The sequence below is a fragment of the Pseudoalteromonas sp. KS88 genome, from assembly GCF_004766475.1.
In the GTDB taxonomy this organism is placed as follows: domain Bacteria; phylum Pseudomonadota; class Gammaproteobacteria; order Enterobacterales; family Alteromonadaceae; genus Pseudoalteromonas.
In genome coordinates this window covers 1-19,940 of sequence record NZ_PYHV01000032.1, presented here as the reverse complement: position 1 = coordinate 19,940, position 19,940 = coordinate 1, and the positions used below count along the sequence as shown (strand labels likewise).

Genomic DNA, 19,940 nt, shown 5'->3' with positions numbered 1-19,940 from the left:
TAAAAAAGGGCAAACCTATGTTTGCCCTTAATTTTTTATATTCTAGAGGTTATAAATTACCCTCTATCGTATCCACATTTTCACGTTTGTGATGCTCAGAAATTTCATTTGCTAATTCATTACGAGAGCGTTTTTCACTGAGTTTACGTTCAGTAAGCCAATAGAAAAACAAGGGCACAAAGAATACGGCTAAGAATGTTGCAGCCATCATGCCACCCATAACACCGGTGCCAACGCTGTGACGCGCACCTGCACCTGCACCCGAGCTTAGCACTAACGGCACAACGCCTAATATGAATGCCAGCGAAGTCATAATGATGGGCCTGAATCTTAATCGGGCTGCCTCAAGTGCGGCAGCGCTTGCGCTCCAGCCTTGCTGATGTTTCATTAAGGCATATTCAACGATCAATATGGCATTTTTACTCGCAAGACCAAGTAAAGTAACTAAACCGATTTGGAAATAGACATCGTTTGTCATACCTACTAACCAAATAGACACAAGTGCACCAAAGGTACCAAATGGTAGCGCCAGCATTACAGATAAAGGTAATGACCAGCGTTCATAAAGCGCTGCAAGAATCAAAAACACCATAATCACGGCGAGCCCAAGTGCGAGACCGGTTGTGCCTGAGCTGCGCTTTTCTTGATATGCCGAACCTGTCCAGTCGTATGTCATGTCTGGCGGAAGCACAGCTTTTGCAATACGCTCAACTTCGGCAATAGCTTGTCCAGAGCTGTAGCCTGGAGCTGCATTACCCAGTAACTTAACCGCAGAAAGGTTGTTATAACGGTTTAAGCTTTCAGGGCCGCGGCTAAATTCTATATTAGTAAACGCAGACATGGGGACCATAGTACCTTGGCTGTTTTTTACATAAGTGCGGCCGATGTCGTCAGGTTTCATTCTAAATTCAGCTTCAGCAGACATAAGTACTTGCCATGCTCGTCCAAATTTATTGAAGTCATTAACGTAGTAGGTGCCTAATGTACCGGCAAGGGCTGTGAAAGCATCGTCAATTTCAATGCCCATGGCACGGGCTTGTTCACGGTCAACATCCACTTTTAGTTGTGGCGCATTAGGGCGCCAAAGTGTCTGTAAACCACTTAGAATAGGGCTCTTCTGTGCTTCAGCCATCATTAATCCCATGGCTTGTTGCAGTTTTTCGGGGCCACCAGCGCCTTTGTTTTGAATATAAAACTCAAAACCACCGGTGTTTCCTAAGCCAAAAATAGCAGGTGGGTTAAAAGCCAGTACTAATGCTTCATTAATATGAGCTGTTTTCATAAATAACTCATTCACTAAGCTTTTAGTATCTATTTTACGCTCATCCCAGTGCTTTTGCGTTACAAACAAGGTTGCAGCGCTATTTTTATATCCACCACCAATAAAATCAAAACCAGTAAAAGCCACCACATTTTCATTAGCAGGATTAGACTGCACAGCTGCAATAACTTGCTCTACCACTTCCTCTGTGCGTTCTAGAGAAGAACCATCAGGTAAGAAAATAGCCGAAATATAATAACCTTGGTCCTCATCTGGGACGAGTGAACTTGGCGTATTTTTCCACAAACCAATGGTGATAGATACCATGCCTATCATAAGCACAAGTCCAAGCGCGCCGCGACGAACCATAAAGCCAACAGTGCCAACATACTTACTGGTTATTTGAGTAAAGACTCGGTTAAACCATAAAAAGAAGCGAGCTGTTTGTTTATGTTCTTGTTTTAAAATAAGCACACAAAGAGCAGGGGTCATTGTTAGTGCTACAACACCAGATAAACTCACCGCAATTGAAATGGTGATTGCAAATTGACGGAACAGTTCACCTGTTAGGCCACCTAAAAATGCAATGGGGACAAATACTGAGCAAAGCACCAATACGATGGCAACAACTGGGCCTGATACTTCCTTCATCGCTTTAATGGCTGCTTCATGAGCACTTACATGCTCTTCATGCATGATACGTTCAACGTTTTCGAGCACAACTATCGCATCATCGACAACAATACCAATAGATAACACCATACCAAACAGTGTCAACGAGTTAATTGAGTAGCCCAGCATGTACATGCCAGCAAACGTGCCTAGTAAAGATACGGGCACAGCCAAGGTAGGAATAAGCGTTGCGCGCCAATTTTGTAAAAATAAATACACCACTAAAAATACAAGTATCATGGCCTCAATGAGTGTGATGACAACTTCGCGAATAGAAACTTCAACAAAGCGAGTGGTATCGTATGAATTTAAGTGTGCCAGTCCGGTTGGAAATTGTTGCTTAATTTCAGCAAGTACACCGTTTACTTCGGCGGCTACATCCAATGCATTTGCACCAGGTTGTAAAAATATGCCCAGTAGCACAGCCTCTTTACCATTGATTGTGCCACTAAAATTATAATCTTTAGAGCCAAGTTCGATGCGAGCTATGTCTTTTAAACGCAAACTACTGCCATCTATGTTTGAGCGAATAATAATTTCTTCAAACTGCTCAGGCTCTGATAAACGACCTTGTGCTGTTACGCTGTAAACAAGCTCTTGTGCGGACTGAGAAGTTGGTGTAGCGCCAATTTTACCTGCTGCATACTGAGAGTTTTGGCTACGAATTGCAGCAGCGACTTCTTCAACTGTTACACCTAATTGGCTCATCACATCTGGACGCAGCCAGATACGCATGGCGTAATCCTTGGCACCAAATATTTGTACGCTGGTGGTGCCAGGAATACGTTTGATTCGATCAAGTATATTTAATGTAACGTAATTAGACGTCCATAGGCTATCACGGCTGCCGTCGGGTGAATAAAAAGCATGAACTTGCAGAAAGCTTGAGGAGCCTTTTTGCACAACAACACCTTGGCGACGAGTTTCTTCAGGTAAACGTGCTTCAACCTGCTTTACTCGGTTATTCACATTGACCGCGGCTTGATCGATATCAGTCCCTATTTCAAATGTGATCTCAATGGTTGTGGCACCCGAGCTGGTTGAAGTAGATGCCATATACATCATGCCTTCAACACCAGTAATTGCATTTTCAATCGGTGCAGCCACAGTTTGTTCAAGTACCTCAGCTGAAGCGCCAGGGTAAGCAGCTGTAACTTGTACAACTGGAGGCGCTATTTCAGGATATTGGGCAATAGGTAAACTGCGCATTGCCGCAAGACCCGCTAAAACGATAACGATAGATATAACAAACGCAAAAATGGGTCTGTCTATAAAATAACGAGAAAACATACGACTCCCTGTACTTATTCAGCGTTATCGCTGTGAGATGTGTTATTAACTGCAACGGGCATGCCTGGGAAGAAAATTTTCGCCATGCCGTCAATGATTACTTCGTCACCTTCATTAAGTCCTGATTTTATTAACCAAAAGTTTTTGTTGTTTTGGCTTTCAGGTTTTTGGATCCACTCACCCACTTCAACGGGAGCAGGGCGAGCAACCGTGTTGCCTTGCTCATTTTTGGCTGCAAGGTAGACAAACTTACCGGTTCCATTATCAAGTACGGCTCGTTGTGGAATGACAAAAGCATTTTTGCGTACAGCGCCTTGTAACGTAACCCGAACAAATTGGCCCGGACGTAATTTAAAATCAGGGTTGGGTATGATGGCTTGCAATTCGCTCGTGCCAGTATTTGGATTTATACGTACATCAGAGAAGTTCACTTCACCAGTTTGTTCATAACGCGAGCCATCTTGTAATGTTATGCTGGTTTGCCAGTGACCATCTTTAGGCAATGTAAGGGAGCCTTTTTCAACATCTTGGCGCATTTTTAATTGTTCGCGTTCAGAGATGCCAAAACGTAACCGAATGGGATCAAGTTGAGTAATTTGAGTTAATAGCAAATCGGGTCCTGCAACATATGTCCCCTCTGAGACAAATTCTCGTCCCATAATGCCTGCAACTGGGGCTTTTACTTGGGCGTATTCGAGGTTCAATTTCGCTTCTTTTAAAGCTACTTTAGCTGCAGCTAGGTTAGTTTTAGCAATATCTTGTGCAGAACTCGCGTTATCAAAGTCACGTTGTGATACTGATTTGTCAGCACGAAGTTTACCTAGGCGCTTAACATCTCGCTGTGCTTGAATAAGCGAAACATTAGCACCATCAAACGCAGCTTGAGCACTTTCTACCGCTAATTGATAAGGTTCTAAGTTAATGGTAAACAAAGATTGATCTTTTTTTACGGTTTGCCCTTCGTCAAAATTACGTGACTCTAAGATCCCCGTTACACGGGCCCTTACTTCAACTTCTTTCGACCCAGAAAGTGTGGCCGGTAGTTCTATTGTAAAAGGGGCATCTTCAGTTGTTGCCTTAATTGTTGATACAGCAGCCGAAGGCATAGCTTCTTGTTGCTGTGTATTCGGGGCTTCACTACACCCTTGAATTAAGAATGAAGCAGTAGTGATTAAAAATAATGACAACTTCGATGGTACGAAAGACTGACGCATGGTTACTCCACAGATCCAATTGTATAAGTATAAAGTTAAAGCAAGTTTGAGTTAATTGAGTATGGCTTAAAGTGAGATATTACCCAATAGTAATGATTGATATTTAAACTCAGTAAACGCAAGTGTATACCCAAATTTAAAATAGGTATACACTTGCGTTTACTTTTTTCACTATTCCGTATGAAATGGTTGAAGCAAATTAGCATGTTCAATATTGGGGGCGATATGGAATCAGGTAATAGTAAACAAAATGATGTGCTCTGCGCAGCAATTCAAGAGTTTGCACAATACGGCTTATTAGGTACTACAATGGAAGCGATTGCTAAGAGTGCGAACGTTTCTAAACGCACTTTATATAAACATTACCCTAATAAGAATGCTTTGTTCGATGATGTTGTGGCACTCTTATTGGAGCGGTTTTCGCAATTACACAAGTATCCATATCAACCAAATGTAAGTGTTGATAAGCAATTAAAAGAATTGGCGCGCGTGTGCCTGTCGCTCGGGGGGGACGAGAATTATTTAACATTATCACGAATTGTTATTATCGAATCTATGCGTGATAAAGTGCAAGCCGCGCGATTAGAAGAACAATTTTTAGACTGTGAAAAAGGCTTACTAACGTGGTTTGAACAGGCTCACCAAGCGGGGATATTGAATGACATTCCAGCAGATATTGCAGCTTCAATTTTCTATGGCGGTTTAAAAGATTTAGGCTATTGGGAGCAGGTAATTATGTGGCGTCCAGCACTTGATGAAACTCGGTTAGAACAATTAATTGATGTTATGTCGAGATTTTTTATCAGAGGTATTAAATAAGGGTGAACCTGTAATAAAGTTCAACCCTTGATTTGTCACTTTATAGTTACTTGAGCTGGCTTACTAGCTGCGTTAAATTTTCCACATTGTAATCAGGTTCTTGTGCAAGCGGGTAAAGTGCTTTACCTGGTCGAGCTATAAATGCTGTTTGTAAACCGGCTTCTTTTGCACCAGCAACATCCCAGCCATGTGCAGCAACCATTAAAGCATCCTCGGCTTTTATATTTAGCTGCTTGAGTGCCCACTCATAAGCACGTAGGTCTGGTTTATATATTTTTATATCTTCTATACTGTACCTAGCTTCAAAGTAATCAGTGAGTCCAGCACTTTCAAATTGGGCCTTTACGCCTTCGTTTGATGAGTTAGTCAGACTGACCAATTTATAGCCTTGATCTTTTAGTGCTTGCAAACTTGTTTTAACATCAGCATGAGCAGGTAAGCTTAGTAGTGGCGTAACAATAGCGTTTTTGGCTTGCTCAGCATTCATTTTAATATCATTGTTTTGTGCAACCATAAGTAATGATGCAACACCAATTTTACCAAAGTCTTGGTAATCACCAATCGCGGTACTGACCAATGAGTGATGTAACATTGTTGAAAACCAAAGTGGCAATAAATCATCTCGCCCGCCAAGGGCTTTACCAATTGAGCCACGCATAGAATCTAAGTCGAGCAATGTTTCATTTACATCAAAAATAATTACTTTTGGCTTATGCTGTTTAAGATCGGCTGCCATCACATTTCCTCCGATTAAGTGGCCTAACATTACTAATGATAAGCTTAGTTTGGTTAAGTTTTTAAAAATAGTCATAACGCTTAACGCCCTTTACAAAAATTGAAGTTCAGAGACTATTAGTTAATTAAAGCCTCAATTTACGGTGAGAGGCCAGTATAGTGTTTGAATTAATTAAATAAAGAGCGCAAAATTGAAAGCTACATTCGAAAATATCAAATTAAGATAAAGTGGGCATATGTACAGCGTAAGTGATCTTGAAACATTTATTGCAATAGTTGAAAACAAAGGCGTGCTGGCAGCTGCCAGTGCGCAAGGACTTTCTGCTGCCACGGTTAGTCATAGGCTTGCAAAACTTGAACGTGAACTAGCAACAGTATTAGTTTTTAGAGATAGTCGGCGTATTAGATTATCGCCCGCAGGTGAAATATTTTATCGCAAAGTAGGTAGTATACTTGAGGCATTGCATGATGCTGAATACAGCATTGGCGCACGAGGTTCGTCAGTAAGTGGCTTATTAAGAGTAACAATGCCGCCTTGGGTGTTCTCAAAATTCGTTATGCCTAAATTGATTGAGTTTGAGCAGCAATACCCAGAGTTACAATTAGACTTTTCTATTTCTGACAATTTTGTCAATGTGGTAGATGAAGCACAGGATATTGCAATTAGAGTTGGTAAATTAACTGACTCAGCTTTACTGTCGCGTAAAATAGTGAATAACCAACGGATTTTGTGTGTCGCCCCCAGTTATATTGAAAAGTACGGGATGCCAACTTCTTTTGAACAACTCCAAACCCATTTTTGGGTATGTTTACCTTGGCAAAGACAACTTAAATTAATAGACGATAATGCAAGGGTCATTAATTTTAATGCTAAAACGCGTTTTACGATATCTAATTCCGATAATATGACGCAAGCAGCCATTGCGGGGCATGGGATTGCGATCAAGTCTAAACTAGCTATCAAAGATGAATTGCAAATGGGTCTACTAGTAGAGGTATTACCGGGGATCTTGGCTGATGATGACTCACCCGTTTGGTTTTTAAGGCCACAAAATAGTTTGACCACACGCAAAACAGAGGTTTTTTATGACTTTATGAGATCATTATTTGATGTCCCAGAGATATAAACAGATATGATGAAGAAAACGTAAGCAAAAATAACGATAATTTAACAATTTGCCTTGTAATTAGCGCTAAAACTCGTAGTCTTAGCATAACTATAATTATAAAAGGCCTGTTAAGGATGACACAGAGCAAAGTAACCAATACATTTGTTGAACTGTCAGCACAAATAAGGCGGTTTGTTTCACGCATTGTATTACCTGATGATGTCGAAGATATTGTCCAAGAGACCTTTGTTAAAAGTTATGAAGCCGACTTAAAACAAGATATTAAATATACGCATAGTTATATGCTAAAAACAGCGAAAAATTTGGCGCTAAATCACGTTGCAAAGTGGGACAATAAACACAGCGACTCTCTAGATGCATCAGATGACTATCAACAAAATTTAAAATCGATGCAGCTTGAAGATGAAGTCACATCAAAAGAGCGGTTTTTACTTTTTTGCCGTGCGACAGAACAACTTAGTCAACCTGTTAGAAAATGTTTTATACTAAAAAAAGTATACGGTATGAGTCAGAAAGAAATCGCTGCACAAATGTGCTTAAGTGAAAGTACCGTTGAAAAGCATATTGCCAAAGGTTTATTAAAATCTATGCAGTATATGCAGCAGCAAGAGCATGATTCGAATACTGTAGAGCCAGATGTGGCCGCTACCAGGAGGGTGGGGAAATGAGTAATGTACATCAATTTTCGTCAAAAGAGTTGATACAATCCCAAGCAAGTCGCTGGATCAGTGCGATGGATCGTGGTTTGTCTGATAATGAAAAAGAGCAATTCAATAAATGGGTTAAACAAAGCAAAGCACATCAGGATGCTGTTTTTGACTTAGCAAAGCTGTGGGATGAATTAAGTGTTTTAAACGAATTAAGTGCATTGTTTCCAAACAAACAGGTTCCTTCTAAATCTACTTTTGCAACTGCACATTATGCAATGGCAGCCAGTGTTATTGCCGTTTTATTGATAGCTACATTTATGTTTGCTGGCCTTAATTACTATTCTGAATCATCTCAAGATCAGGCTAAATATAGTAAAATTTATCGTACAAAAGTTGGTGAACAAGCAACCTATGTTTTACCAGATAGCACCATAGTTCAGCTCAACACCAATAGTTTGTTAGAGGTTGCCTACACTCAAGGGCGCAGACAATTAATTTTAAGCCGAGGCGAAGGGCGCTTTAATGTAGCAAAAGATGCATCAAGGCCTTTTTCTGTCATGGCAGGAGATAAATCGTTTACTGCGCTTGGCACCATTTTTAACGTACAACGTAATGCAGCGTCAGATTTAGAACTGGTTGTCACTGAAGGCAAAGTGATGATCACTGATCCCACAGTTGAAGTAAATGCAAAAGACTTTATAGAGTTACAAACTGCAAGTAATGAAACACAACAGGTTAAAAATATTAAGGCGAGTATTGTTATTTCTGGCGAAAAAGCACTTATAAAAGAAAGCATTACTAAACCAATTAAACAATTATCCATAGATGATGTGCAGCGAGATTTAGCATGGCAACAAGGTATGCTTATCTTTAATGGTGAGCCACTAAGTGAAGCATTACAAGAGGTTAGTCGTTACACTGCCACGCGGTTTGAATTAAAGGATCCTGCTTTAGCGTCGCTCAAAGTAGCCGGTGTATTTAAAGCTGGAGACATATTAGGCTTATTAGATAGCCTTCAAGCAAATCTAGCGATAGAACATGAGCGATTAGGTGAGCATATTGTTAGCCTAACACAAGGCTAATATCGTTCTGCAAGCTGCTGAAACTCTGACTTAAAGCATGAAAAGTAACAATGCTGATAAATAAAAGTAAAAAAATAATAAAGAAAAAATCAAATTTTTGTAGGGGATTATTCGTTCTCAACTGTTTGTATAAGTTGCGTAGTAACCAAACGTATCCATTTTGTGGGTTTATAGCATTAGCACCTTTAGTATGTAGCCTGAATGTGCATGCCAATGCTGTTGAATCACACATGGTGCAATTTGATATTAAAGCGCAACGAGCAGACCTAGCACTGATTGAATTTGCTAAGCAAACTGAACAAACTGTGGTTTTTTCATTTGAATTAGCAAAGCAATATCAAGCTCAATCAGTGTTTGGTTATTACACCCAGTTGGATGCACTTAATACGATGTTGCAAAATACTGAACTCGATGCGGTTGTTGATCAAAATGGTTTACTGAGCGTAAAACTCAATCAAATCAATAGGAATGATAACAACATGAAAAAGCTTTCAGGGGTCAGTGCTGCCGTATTACCACTTTTAATGGCGACCAATAGCCAAGGTGTTAATGCACAAGAACAAGCTGCACAAGAAAAAATCGAAAAAATTGCTATTGTAGGTAGCCGTGTCGCGGGTCGTTCAGTTGAAGATTTACCTGTTCCTGTTGATATTTTAAGTGCAGAAGCACTAGAGAATACAGGTCAAACGGAAGTTGGCAGGATGCTGCAAGCCATTGCACCTTCATTTAACTTTTCAAGTTCATCAATCAGTGACGGCACAGATGCACTGCGACCTGCAACACTCCGTGGTTTAGGCCCAGATCAGACGTTGGTGCTTATCAATGGTAAGCGTCGCCACCAAGCGAGTATTATTCATATCAATACATCTGTAGGGCGTGGTACTGCCGGAACTGACATGAATGCTATTCCTGCTGCATCAATTAAACGCATTGAGGTATTACGTGACGGTGCAGCTGCACAGTATGGTTCTGATGCCATTGCAGGTGTAATCAACATAGTATTGAAAGATGCTGAAGAGGGCGGAAAAGCAGCAATTAATTACGGTCAATACTCAGAAGGTGATGGCGAAACCGTAAACATTGATTTCAATAAAGGCTTTGCGTTAGGTGATGAAGGTTATTTAAACACCACGCTTAATTACCGCGATCGTGCGCCAACTAACCGAGCCGGTCTTCATGGTTCTTGCCAGTTCTATGGCTGTACAGAGCTTGATGATGGTACTTTACTGGCTTCAGATCCTCGTGAACTCACCGCACCGCGTGATACTTTTAGAATTGGTGATGCTGACTCACAACAGTTTGCTTTAACCGTAAATACAGGCTACGAATTAGCGGGTGGCGAGCTATATGGTTTTATTACTTATTCAACGCGTGATAATGAATCGGCCGCGTTTTTCCGTCACAATGCTAATGCTGGTGGTAATCCCGTCTTGCAAGATGGTGATGCAGTAATTCCAATGGGTTTTTTACCCAAAATAAATACTACGATAGACGACATTTCATATAACTTTGGTTTTAAGAAAGAGTTCGATAACGATTCAAGCCTCGATTTTTCATACACCTATGGTGAAAACAGCATAGATTACACGACCAGTGATACAATAAACGGCTCGTATGCAAATTTATTACGTTATGAGCAAGGATTAAGTGTCGAAGATATACGAGCGACTATCCCACGTGAAGCTTACGCTTATGGCATGGAGCTTTCCTTACAAACGTTAAACTTGGATTACACGAAAGATTTTGATGATTATTCATTAGCCATGGGCGCAGAGTTGCGCACTGATGAATACAGAATACTTGAAGGCAGTGAATACGCATACCGAGATTACGACACTAATAATGGTGTTAATATTTATGATGGTTTGAGTGGTGGTGTCGGTAGTGAAAATGCATCGGGTGGAACACAAGGTTTTGGCGGTTCTTCTCCTGACTCATCAGTTGATGAATCTCGCGATGTTATTTCATTCTATGTAGACGCAGAAACTTATGTAATTGATGATGTGATTATTTCTGGGGCGCTACGTTACGATAACTATAAAGGTTTTGGTGACACGGTAAACTTTAAACTTGCCGGTAACTGGGCTGTTACTGATGATGTTTCATTACGTGGCGCGGTTAGCACGGGCTTTAGAGCACCTTCTATGCAGCAGCTGTACTTTAATAATATCAGTACGCAATTTGTTGTGGGCCCTAATGGTGACCTAATTGCAGAGGAAGTGGGTACATTTAGAAATGACAGTACCCTTGCTCAAAGCATCGGAATTCCAAAACTTAAAGAAGAAAAGTCAGAAAACCTTAGCCTAGGTATTGTTTATAACGTAACAGATAATGTTAATGTCACCATCGATTACTACTCGATTGATATCGATGATCGTATCGTGATCAGTAATCGGTTAGGTAAAGGCTTGTCATCAACGCTTGATGCTGCTTTAGTTAGCTCAGGAGCGGGAGCAGGTCAGTTTTTCTTAAATGGTGCTGATACTGAAACACAGGGCGTAGACTTTGTTGCAACTTGGAACACAGAAGGCCTTGGTGGCACGCTTGATTTTACGTTAGCAGCTAACTTTACCGAAACAGATGTGGTTGATTTATTCACGCCAGCGGGAAGTGGTCTTGAAACTATCCCAGTAGAAGACGTATTTTCAGCGCAAGAAACATCTATTATTGAAGAGTGGCAACCGCAAGACAGGGTTAATTTAAGCGCACTTTACCGCATTGAAGATTTGACAGTGAACTTATCTCTGAACCGCTATGGTGAATACACAGTGCAAGATGGTGGCCGTCAAACTTATGGGGCTGAAGTTCTGACAGATGTAAAAATAAACTATTATGTAACTGATAATCTGTCGTTAAACATTGGTGCAAACAATTTGTTTGATGTCTACCCAGACAAAAATACTATTGGTAACTCACGATCTGGCACAATTGTAGACGCATCAGGTAATACAATTGTTAGTTCAACAGGTGTGTTTGAATACTCAAGACGTTCTGCACCATTTGGCTTTAACGGTGCTTATTACTATTTAGGCGCCGAATACCGTTTCTAAATAACTTCTCCTACGTTATTTAACTTTTGAAGGGCCGTAAGGCCCTTTTTTAGTAATTTTATTCCGAAACTAAGGCAATGGGGTAATTATCATATTCTTTTATATTATTCATCACACTCATCAATGTTTTATGCTTACTGGCCGAGTCGGCGTTGATCTGCACTGAGGTAATAGAATACTTCGCTGCAAACATAGCTAAATTAGTTGCAACACTTTCAAGGTCAATTTGTCTATTAGAAAAATAAATAGCATTGTTTTTATCAATGCTGAACTGGGCATTTTTAGTAGGTTTATCAATGCTTGGTTTATCTAAAGGCCTCAGTAACTCAATGCCTACTGGTTTAACAAATGATGTAGTTACAATAAAAAAAATTAATAGTATGAACACAATGTCGAGCATTGGTGTCATATCTACATCTGCATTATTTTGTTGTATTTCTTGTTTCTTTTTCATATTAGAACCTCATAAAAGTTTAAAAAGCTGCGGCGCCGCAGCGGTTTATTAGGTACCTAAATACAAGACTAGCAGAGGAAGAAAATTGCATGGTTAAATAAATATATTATTTTTATTAATTTTTTGGTTTTATTTGTTATGAAAATCAGAGGTATATAACTTAAAAACAAAAAAGCCCAGCAAGTAGGGCTGGGCTTTGACTTAACGAATTGTATTAATATTTTTGCTGCATGCGGCTCATTTCGGTATGGCAGCTTTGAATTGTGAGTAAAACTTTAGATAATGCAGCTTCACAATCGTGTGGTTGTGGTTTATTCATGGCCGCTTTAATTTCTTCCAACGTTTTATCTTCCACTTCTTCGAGTTCTTTTACATACGTTTCATCGTTGTCAGAACTAAATTTAGCAATTAATGATGTATACGCACGGCGTGCTTCTACAGCGAATGATGAGCCGTCTTCGCGTTCACCTTGCTGGTTAATAGCGTAAGGTTGTAAGCTTTCGACACTTACTTTACGAGCATCTATCATGCGTTGAAAAAGTGCACCAATAGCAGGATCTTCAACCTTATCTTGGGCTTTCTCGTAAAAGTCTATTCCGCTGTTCATTACTTGGATAATGTCAGTGATATGATTCGCTTCTTGTCCTTGATGGGTATTCATAATAACGACCTCTTTAAGTTTAATGAATTTCGCTAAGATTAAAGCAATGCGTGTACCAGATGTTTATTTTTATAAAATCATGAATTTAATGCAATTAAATTTCATCAAACGTTTTAAAGAATGCTGTTTCCAACATACCCAGAAAATTTTACAAGTTCATATGTAATTGTTTTACTTTAACTCCTGTGCAACTTCCGCCACTTTTTGTCTTAGCCAAATATGGCTAGCATCGCGATGAAGTAATGGACTCCATATCATATCTAGTTCAAAAGGAGGTATTGGAAACGGGGTTTCAAGGATTGTTAAACCAGGGTCATCTATATATATGTTAGCGGCCTTTGAAGGTAATGTGGCAACTAAGTTTTGTTCTTTAGCTAAGTGGATAGCTACATGATAGTTACGAGTAAATGTAGCGATATTTCTGTGTTTGCCAAAATGTGCAAGAGCCTCATCAACCCAACCTAATTTTTGCACATCTTTTGGATCCATGCCAACACCGACGCCAAAGCCGGTTTTACTAACCCAAATGTGGCGTGCTTTTAAATAGCTATCCAAACTAAAATTTTCAATAATTGGGTTGTCAGCTTTTACTAAGCAGCAAAAACTGTCTTTCCATATCCTTTTATGATGAAAAGACTGCGGTAAGTTTTCAAACCGGTTGATGGCCATATCAACTTTGCCATTTTCAACATCGTGAAAGGTTACATCACTAGGAGTGAGAATATCCAAAGTGGTATCGGGGGCTTCTTCATGTAACTTACTAAGTAATCTAGGAGCGAGCGTGCTTGCTGCATAGTCACTGGCCATTATTCTAAATACACGGTTACTTTGACTTGCTTCAAACTCTCTATTGGGGGCGAGGGTTTCCTCTAGAGTCATTAAAATTCCACGAATAACGGGTTGTAGCTCAATAGCTCGCTCTGTAGGTACCATACCATCACTGGTACGCACTAAAATAGGATCGTTGAATAAGTTACGTAAACGTTTAAGGCCGTTACTCATTGCAGGTTGAGTAATACTTAGCTGATTGGCTGCGCGCGTAACGTTACATTCACGTAAAAGAGTGTCTAAATACACGAGTAAATTTAAATCTATCTTGCTGATATTCATTGTGTGTCCTTGCGTTTACCAATGCTTGATAAAACGTTGAGTGCTCGGATAAGGATAAATATGGCTAACAACACCGTTCTTAATATTCTTCTGTGCTTGCTGCCAAAAATTTACGTCTAATAATTCCGGATGAGCCTGGGTAAAAATAGCTTTATAACGAGGGTTCGGCATCACAAAGGTACAAAGCTGCTCAGGAAATACATCTTGTGGCGCAACGGAGTAACTTTGCTCATTTGTTAAATAATCGTCATAACTCTTAGCCTTAGGTAAGGCTCTAAAATTCATATCACTTAAATATTGTACTTCATCATAGTCATAGAAAATGATTCGTTTATGGTTACTGACTCCGAAGTTTTTCAGCAGCATATCACCGGGGAAAATGTTAACTGCAATCATTTCTTTGAGCGCTTGGCCATATTCAGTAATAGCAGTGACAGCCTCATCTTCTGTGGCTGATTCTAAAAATAAGTTCAGCGGGGTCATGCGTCGCTCAATATATAAGTGCTTTATAATAACTAAATCATTATTGATAACCATTGATTCACCAATGGTACTTTTAAGCTGTGAGAGTAAGTTATCGTCAAATCGCGCTAAAGGAAATACGACGTTCGAATACTCTATGGTATCAGCCATACGCCCAACCCGATCATGACTTTTCACTAATTGGTAGCGTTTTAGAACAGTGTCTCTGCCAAATGGCTTACTTTCACCAAACTTGTCTTTAATTATTTTAAATACATAGCCAAATGAAGGGAGGGTAAACACCATCATTACCATGCCAGGCGTACCAGGGGCGATAATAAAGTTATCATCAGAGCGTTCTAAGTGGGTAAGAAACTCTCGGTAGAACTCAGTTTTGCCTTGTTTGTGAAAGCCTATCGCGTTGTATAATTCAGCCAACGTTTTATTTGGCATTAACTGATTTAAAAAGCGTACAAGTGCTGAGGGTGCATGGGTCTCCACCATAAAATAAGCCCGAGCAAAGCCAAAAATAACTCGCATCTGTGATGAATTTGTCAATAGTGCGTCTAAATAGAGGCCATGCTGTTTGTGATGTAAAACAGGAATGATAAATGGCTGTATTCCACTGCTTGATACAACCCGACCCACAATATAGGCCGCTTTATTACGATAAAATGGGGTTTGTAATATATCAAAGCGCATTTGCCATGCGCTGTGATGAGTATCAGGAGCTTGCTTATAAAATGCTTTTACGAGAAGCCGTATATCGCGCTCTAAATTTTCGAAATCTGCTCTAAAATCGAATTGGCTAATAATTTTTTTAATCGTAGGCTTTAGGCCATCAATTACCGGGAAGAAACTTCTGTATTCTGCTTCAATTGGCAAAGCGGGTGCATCCGCTAATGAGGTTTCTACAAATATGAAATTATTATTAAAATAACGACGGTGAAACAATCTACAAAACACAGAGTTATAAAACGTCTCAGCGAGTTCTGCTTGAGGGTGGAATTGTAAAAACTGCTGGTAATGTTGTTTGCTAGCAAGCCATAACGTTTCATCGAGTTGATCACTAAAAGCTAAATGGGCTTTCTTAAGTTGTATTATGGTTTCATTGACACGGTCATCGTAATGACTAATTCTTAAATGACTAATTTTGTGCATTTGCGGCCAATCTTGCTCAGCAAACGCTACAGGTGCTTGCGCTGTAATGTTTTGAAATAACTGATAGTGCTTTTTAAAGCCTTTTAGAATAAATTCGGCAATTGTGTGTGCGTGCATGTGGGAAATACTCCTAAAATACGGCCTTAGAGTTATTGCTCTATACTTGTTAAGAGTATGCTAAATAAAAGTAAAACCCAATAGGTTATTTATATCGTTTTAGCTTTTTTTCAAGTTTTTCAATCTGCTTCTCTACTTTTTTAACATCTCTTAAGTAACGCTTATTAATTGCCTTGAGTTTCTTTTTTATATCTTTAGTAATTCGTTTTGTTTCGCTGTCACTTAAAATACGTTTTAAACGCTGTTGCTGATTAAATTCAGCACGATCTCTGTCCCGAGAAAGTATATCAAGTGAATGTTGTTTACTGCGTATGGTTGAATTAAGGTTACGAACTATTTGTTGTCGTTCGAGCTGATTAAGTGTTTTTACATGATTGGAGTTGGGATCAGAAAAGGCAACGTTAGTTTGTTTAATTTTGTGCTCAGTGGCGTTTGATCCACATGGGAACTGACTAAATACAGTCCCTCTATCCGTAATACATTTATAATAGTTAGTTTTAGCAGCAATGCTTTGTGAAAAAACAAAAGCAAACGCGAGTAAGCTAAGAAGGTTAAAGCGGGTATTTATTTTCATAAGGGCTTCCTTGCACTATGACAGTATAATGAAATATAACTTACTGTAGCCAAATCACAAGTCTATAGGCTTATCATATTAGATTAACCTTAACTAAGCTAATCAGTGAATGCCTTTAATTTTTTGATGCTTTGCACTAAAAACGGTATGTCCAAGCCTTGCTCTATCGAAAAACCTTGGGCTGCAGAGACATTTTTATAGTTTCCGTCAGAATCAATTAAGGTGATACGATCTTTTTTGTAAGCTATCAGCACACCTTGTGAATAGGTGACGCCAATATCATCTTTTTTATCATATAAATTTACACCCAACATGCTCTGATGTGCGACTTTTGGACAACTCAAGTATTCGCCAACACTGGTGGCAATAATATCGCTAGGTTGAATTAACCCTTCTACCCGAGTAATTTTTTTATCACTACTGTAAAGCCGAGAAGTCGTTATGATTTCATTATTGTGGTTAGCAAGACTAAACGCATAAATGCGAGTGTCTTTAGCAAAACTCAGCGAGCTGGGGTCAGTAACTGTAGTATTGATAATACGTATAGCGTTTGTTGAATTGTTTTCTTCGTTAATATAATCAAATTCAGTAAACCCATTCACGCTCAAGCTACGCTGTTTGTTTGTCCAAGCAGGCATAATCTGCTCTTCAAATAATGCTGGTTTGTAATAGGCGGGTAGGCCATAAACTAAGCTAAATAGAGTATCTTGATGATTTACTGGTTGAAGAAACTGCTCAGTTTGAAAAAGCTCACCATGTTGCTTGGCAAAGGACTCTAATAAGTCATGTTCACTAAATACTAAAATAGCGATGTTTGCTTGTGTTTTTGATTCGCAACGGGGAAGTGGCTTTGATAAAGCGTACTTAATGTTTTGGTTAGTCAGTTTAACGTTATGAGCTTGCTTATAGGTTTCTATATCAAGCAAATCATTCTTAGCGAGCAAGCTTTTTGCTGTTGTTGGATACGACAACGGTAAAACGTTATCTTGCTTTGTAATATCAAACTTTAAGTTTGCGTCAGCCCATATATGAATGCTGTGGCTTAATGCAAAGCAAGTAACCAATACAGATGTTGCATAACGGCCAAATTTATATTGCTTTAATCGTGCTAGATGGTGCCAAGTATAATTACTCGCCAATAATTGGAAAGCGAGAATTAGCATTACGATGCCACCTGCAAGTAGGGTGGTTAGTGCGGGAGAACTGGTTAATCTGTGCCACAACAATGAAACAATTTCAGGCAATGCTGAGCTACTTAGGTGATAGCCCAAATTAAAATAAACATAAGCATCAAGCGTCAATAAAGATGCGCCAAAAGTCGCCAGTATTGCTGCCATGCCGCGAATATGCCGTGGGTAAGGAAAAATTAAACTAAGTGGAAATATCGTCAGCACAAACGCAATGAAGGTTATAAAGCTAGTATGGCTTAGCCATGTTACTAACATATATATATAGCCCATTGTGGTTGTTGGCGCAGAGTCAGCAAATAAGTAACTTAAGCTAATAAGTAATACTAACCCAATATTAGCAAAGGTAAACCAATGGCCCCAGCTTAATAATTGGCTTGCTTTAGACGAAAACTGATTGTGCTGCGATAAATTCATATATGTTATTTAACCGATTGCGCTAATGCTTTTGCAAAGTTATCCGCAACGGCTTGTCTTTTCCCTTTTGGCACATGCTCTTTTAATATATGCGTGATAGAATTTCCTAAACACATAAGACTTAAATCAACCGGCGCATTGTGCTCAGTTAACACATCAATGAGCTGATCGACGATTTGTTCTACTTCATCATTAGAATATTTTGATAAGATTGGCATCAGTTGGTTCAATAAAAGAGTTATATTCTCGTATTTTAACACCAGAGGCGTGAAAAACAAAGATGACAATAGATGTTAAAAAATTAGTCGTTCATTATGTAGACAAAAAAGACGACGATACACAAATTCATTTACGCAACGATGAAATGGCGGTTAATGAAAAAGTAGCTGTATTCATTGAACAATTACATCACGCATATAACGGCAAACCTGGAAAAGGCTTCTGCGCTTTTAGTGGCGACAAAAATAGTGTTGTTGCATCAGCAATGCAAAGCTATCGCAACGATGAGCTTGGCTTTTGGCACATGACTGAGCAAGCAACAACGGTATTAAAAGAAGAGTTAAATAAGTATGCGTTTAACGAAACAGGCTATTTAATCTTTTGTCATTATCAATATGTTGCTACTGATTATATGTTGATTGCCATGATCAACATTAAAGAGCACTACTCAATCACATCAGAGCTTGATTTAGCCTCATCACGTCATTTAGATATTTCTAGAATGCAGTTAGCGGCGCGAATTGATTTAACTGGTTGGGACACTCAAGCTGACGAGAATCGTTATATTTCTTTTATAAAAGGGCGTGCAGGGCGAAAAGTAGCAGACTTTTTCTTAGACTTTTTAGGATGTGAAGAAGGCATTGATCCAAAACAGCAAAGCCAAGCTATGCTTAACGCCGTTGAAGATTATTTATCTGAGCAGCAATTTGACAAGTCAGAGAAAGATGACTTACGTAAGCAAGTATTCGATTACTGCAATGACTGTGTAACCACAGGTGAAGATGCCAATGTCAGTGAATTATCGCAGGCACTTACAAAGGGCGATGACAACCCATTCGATAGTTTTTGCAAAGAGCAAAGTTACGACTTAGAAGAGTCATTCCCGGTAGATAAAAAAACCGTCACTAGCATGGTGAAATTCTCAGGTCTTGGTGGCGGCGTGAGTATCAGCTTTGAGCGTAAGCACTTAGGTGAGCGCGTAACCTACAATGAAGCCACTGATACCTTGGTTATTAAAGGGATACCACCAAACCTTAAAGATCAGCTACAACGTTTTATGGAAAGTGAAGACTAGAGCTGTCAGTTTTAGTTTTAAGCCTTAAGCGGTAAGTCTTAAGCAGATTTGAGTTAGTTGAAGCGAAGTGTAGACACTTCGCTTTTTTATGGTTAGTAATTAAAATGAGTATTAAAAAGCCGCGTTAATTTTCATTAACGCGGCTTTTGTTTTACTTGTGGCTAAAGCCAGAGTTGTTAGTCAACACTCATGGTTTTAGTCATTGCAGCGCTTGCGCGACCAGCTGGCTTGATAGAGCCTGCACGTAAGCCGCTATCAGGGATTGCTTCACGTTGGTCATGAGCCATCGCTTGTGGCGTATGAGTCACTTCGCTGTCTGCAACAGGTGTTGGCTGTGCCATTGGGGCACTTGCATGACCTGCTGCAATCACTGTTTTGATGTTTGCAGAAGCAGTTTGGGCAACGGGTGCAGCTTTGGCTTCAACTGGCGTTTCAACAGTAGATACTGGTGTTACTTCAGCTTCAACCGGTGCAACTTCAGTTTCAACCTGTACTTCTTCAGCTACAGTCGGTGCTTCTTCAGTCGCAGCAGGTGCTTCTTTAGTTGCAGCAGGTGCTTCTTCAGTTGCAGCAGGTGCTTCTTCAGTTGCAGCAGGTGCT

Annotated in this window: 16 protein-coding genes and 1 pseudogene; 6 read left to right on the top strand and 11 right to left on the bottom strand. The window is 39.6% G+C overall.

Annotated elements, in window-relative coordinates; all coding sequences use genetic code 11:
• Positions 1 to 49 precede the first annotated feature (49 nt).
• Positions 50 to 3,223: a multidrug efflux RND transporter permease subunit gene (locus tag C7Y70_RS18735; protein WP_135476459.1), complete on the bottom strand. Its 3,174-nt coding sequence runs from the start codon at positions 3,221 to 3,223 to the stop codon at positions 50 to 52.
• Between the two features lie 14 nt (positions 3,224 to 3,237).
• Positions 3,238 to 4,437 (bottom strand): efflux RND transporter periplasmic adaptor subunit, encoded by a 1,200-nt coding sequence (locus C7Y70_RS18730; protein ID WP_135476457.1) that lies wholly within the window; start codon positions 4,435 to 4,437, stop codon positions 3,238 to 3,240.
• Between the two features lie 153 nt (positions 4,438 to 4,590).
• Between C7Y70_RS18730 and C7Y70_RS18725 the strand changes: the two genes are divergently transcribed.
• Positions 4,591 to 5,256 carry a TetR/AcrR family transcriptional regulator gene (locus C7Y70_RS18725; RefSeq protein WP_343255096.1) on the top strand — a complete coding sequence of 222 codons (666 nt, stop codon included), beginning with the start codon at positions 4,591 to 4,593 and terminating at the stop codon, positions 5,254 to 5,256.
• A 46-nt stretch (positions 5,257 to 5,302) separates the two neighbouring features.
• Here C7Y70_RS18725 and C7Y70_RS18720 read toward each other — a convergent pair whose 3' ends face one another.
• Positions 5,303 to 6,067 carry a haloacid dehalogenase type II gene (locus C7Y70_RS18720; RefSeq protein ID WP_135476456.1) on the bottom strand — a complete coding sequence of 255 codons (765 nt, stop codon included), beginning with the start codon at positions 6,065 to 6,067 and terminating at the stop codon, positions 5,303 to 5,305.
• A gap of 160 nt (positions 6,068 to 6,227) precedes the next feature.
• Between C7Y70_RS18720 and C7Y70_RS18715 the strand changes: the two genes are divergently transcribed.
• The 4 genes from C7Y70_RS18715 (at position 6,228) to C7Y70_RS18700 (ending at position 11,903) form a co-directional block, all read left to right on the top strand.
• Positions 6,228 to 7,118, top strand: coding sequence for a LysR family transcriptional regulator (locus tag C7Y70_RS18715; RefSeq protein WP_135476455.1), 891 nt, complete (start codon positions 6,228 to 6,230; stop codon positions 7,116 to 7,118).
• Positions 7,119 to 7,234: 116 nt separating this feature from the next.
• On the top strand, positions 7,235 to 7,789 hold the full coding sequence (locus tag C7Y70_RS18710) for an RNA polymerase sigma factor (protein ID WP_099294222.1): 555 nt from the start codon (positions 7,235 to 7,237) through the stop codon (positions 7,787 to 7,789).
• Entirely contained in the window at positions 7,786 to 8,853 is a 1,068-nt protein-coding gene (locus C7Y70_RS18705) for a FecR domain-containing protein (protein WP_135476454.1), read from the top strand. Before C7Y70_RS18710 ends, C7Y70_RS18705 begins: the two co-directional genes overlap by 4 nt.
• A gap of 230 nt (positions 8,854 to 9,083) precedes the next feature.
• The gene (locus C7Y70_RS18700; protein ID WP_245321604.1) at positions 9,084 to 11,903 is read left to right on the top strand and encodes a TonB-dependent receptor; all 2,820 of its coding nucleotides are present in this window, start codon (positions 9,084 to 9,086) and stop codon (positions 11,901 to 11,903) included.
• A 58-nt stretch (positions 11,904 to 11,961) separates the two neighbouring features.
• On the opposite strand, the gene C7Y70_RS18695 is transcribed toward C7Y70_RS18700, so the two are convergent.
• The 7 genes from C7Y70_RS18695 to C7Y70_RS18665 all read right to left on the bottom strand — a co-directional run bounded on the left by C7Y70_RS18695 (position 11,962) and on the right by C7Y70_RS18665 (position 18,264).
• Positions 11,962 to 12,357: a biopolymer transporter ExbD gene (locus C7Y70_RS18695; RefSeq protein ID WP_099294216.1), complete on the bottom strand. Its 396-nt coding sequence runs from the start codon at positions 12,355 to 12,357 to the stop codon at positions 11,962 to 11,964.
• A gap of 214 nt (positions 12,358 to 12,571) precedes the next feature.
• The gene (locus tag C7Y70_RS18690; protein ID WP_099294214.1) at positions 12,572 to 13,018 is read right to left on the bottom strand and encodes a PA2169 family four-helix-bundle protein; all 447 of its coding nucleotides are present in this window, start codon (positions 13,016 to 13,018) and stop codon (positions 12,572 to 12,574) included.
• Between the two features lie 171 nt (positions 13,019 to 13,189).
• A complete protein-coding gene (locus C7Y70_RS18685; protein WP_099294212.1) occupies positions 13,190 to 14,128 on the bottom strand; it encodes a LysR family transcriptional regulator in 939 nt (312 codons plus the stop codon).
• Between the two features lie 15 nt (positions 14,129 to 14,143).
• Positions 14,144 to 15,868 (bottom strand): bifunctional isocitrate dehydrogenase kinase/phosphatase, encoded by a 1,725-nt coding sequence (gene aceK / locus C7Y70_RS18680; protein ID WP_135476451.1) that lies wholly within the window; start codon positions 15,866 to 15,868, stop codon positions 14,144 to 14,146.
• Between the two features lie 85 nt (positions 15,869 to 15,953).
• Entirely contained in the window at positions 15,954 to 16,442 is a 489-nt protein-coding gene (locus tag C7Y70_RS18675; RefSeq protein WP_135476449.1) for a DUF4124 domain-containing protein, read from the bottom strand.
• A 98-nt stretch (positions 16,443 to 16,540) separates the two neighbouring features.
• A complete protein-coding gene (locus C7Y70_RS18670) occupies positions 16,541 to 18,046 on the bottom strand; it encodes a DUF3413 domain-containing protein (RefSeq protein ID WP_135476447.1) in 1,506 nt (501 codons plus the stop codon).
• A gap of 5 nt (positions 18,047 to 18,051) precedes the next feature.
• Positions 18,052 to 18,264 carry a DUF1414 domain-containing protein gene (locus C7Y70_RS18665; RefSeq protein WP_099294204.1) on the bottom strand — a complete coding sequence of 71 codons (213 nt, stop codon included), beginning with the start codon at positions 18,262 to 18,264 and terminating at the stop codon, positions 18,052 to 18,054.
• Positions 18,265 to 18,326: 62 nt separating this feature from the next.
• Between C7Y70_RS18665 and yejK the strand changes: the two genes are divergently transcribed.
• Positions 18,327 to 19,340, top strand: a complete 1,014-nt coding sequence (yejK, locus tag C7Y70_RS18660; protein WP_099294202.1) for a nucleoid-associated protein YejK — start codon at positions 18,327 to 18,329, stop codon at positions 19,338 to 19,340.
• 176 nt (positions 19,341 to 19,516) lie between these two features.
• On the opposite strand, the pseudogene C7Y70_RS20550 reads toward yejK, so the two are convergent.
• Positions 19,517 to 19,940 (bottom strand): annotated as a pseudogene (locus C7Y70_RS20550) (ribonuclease E); the annotation flags it as partial.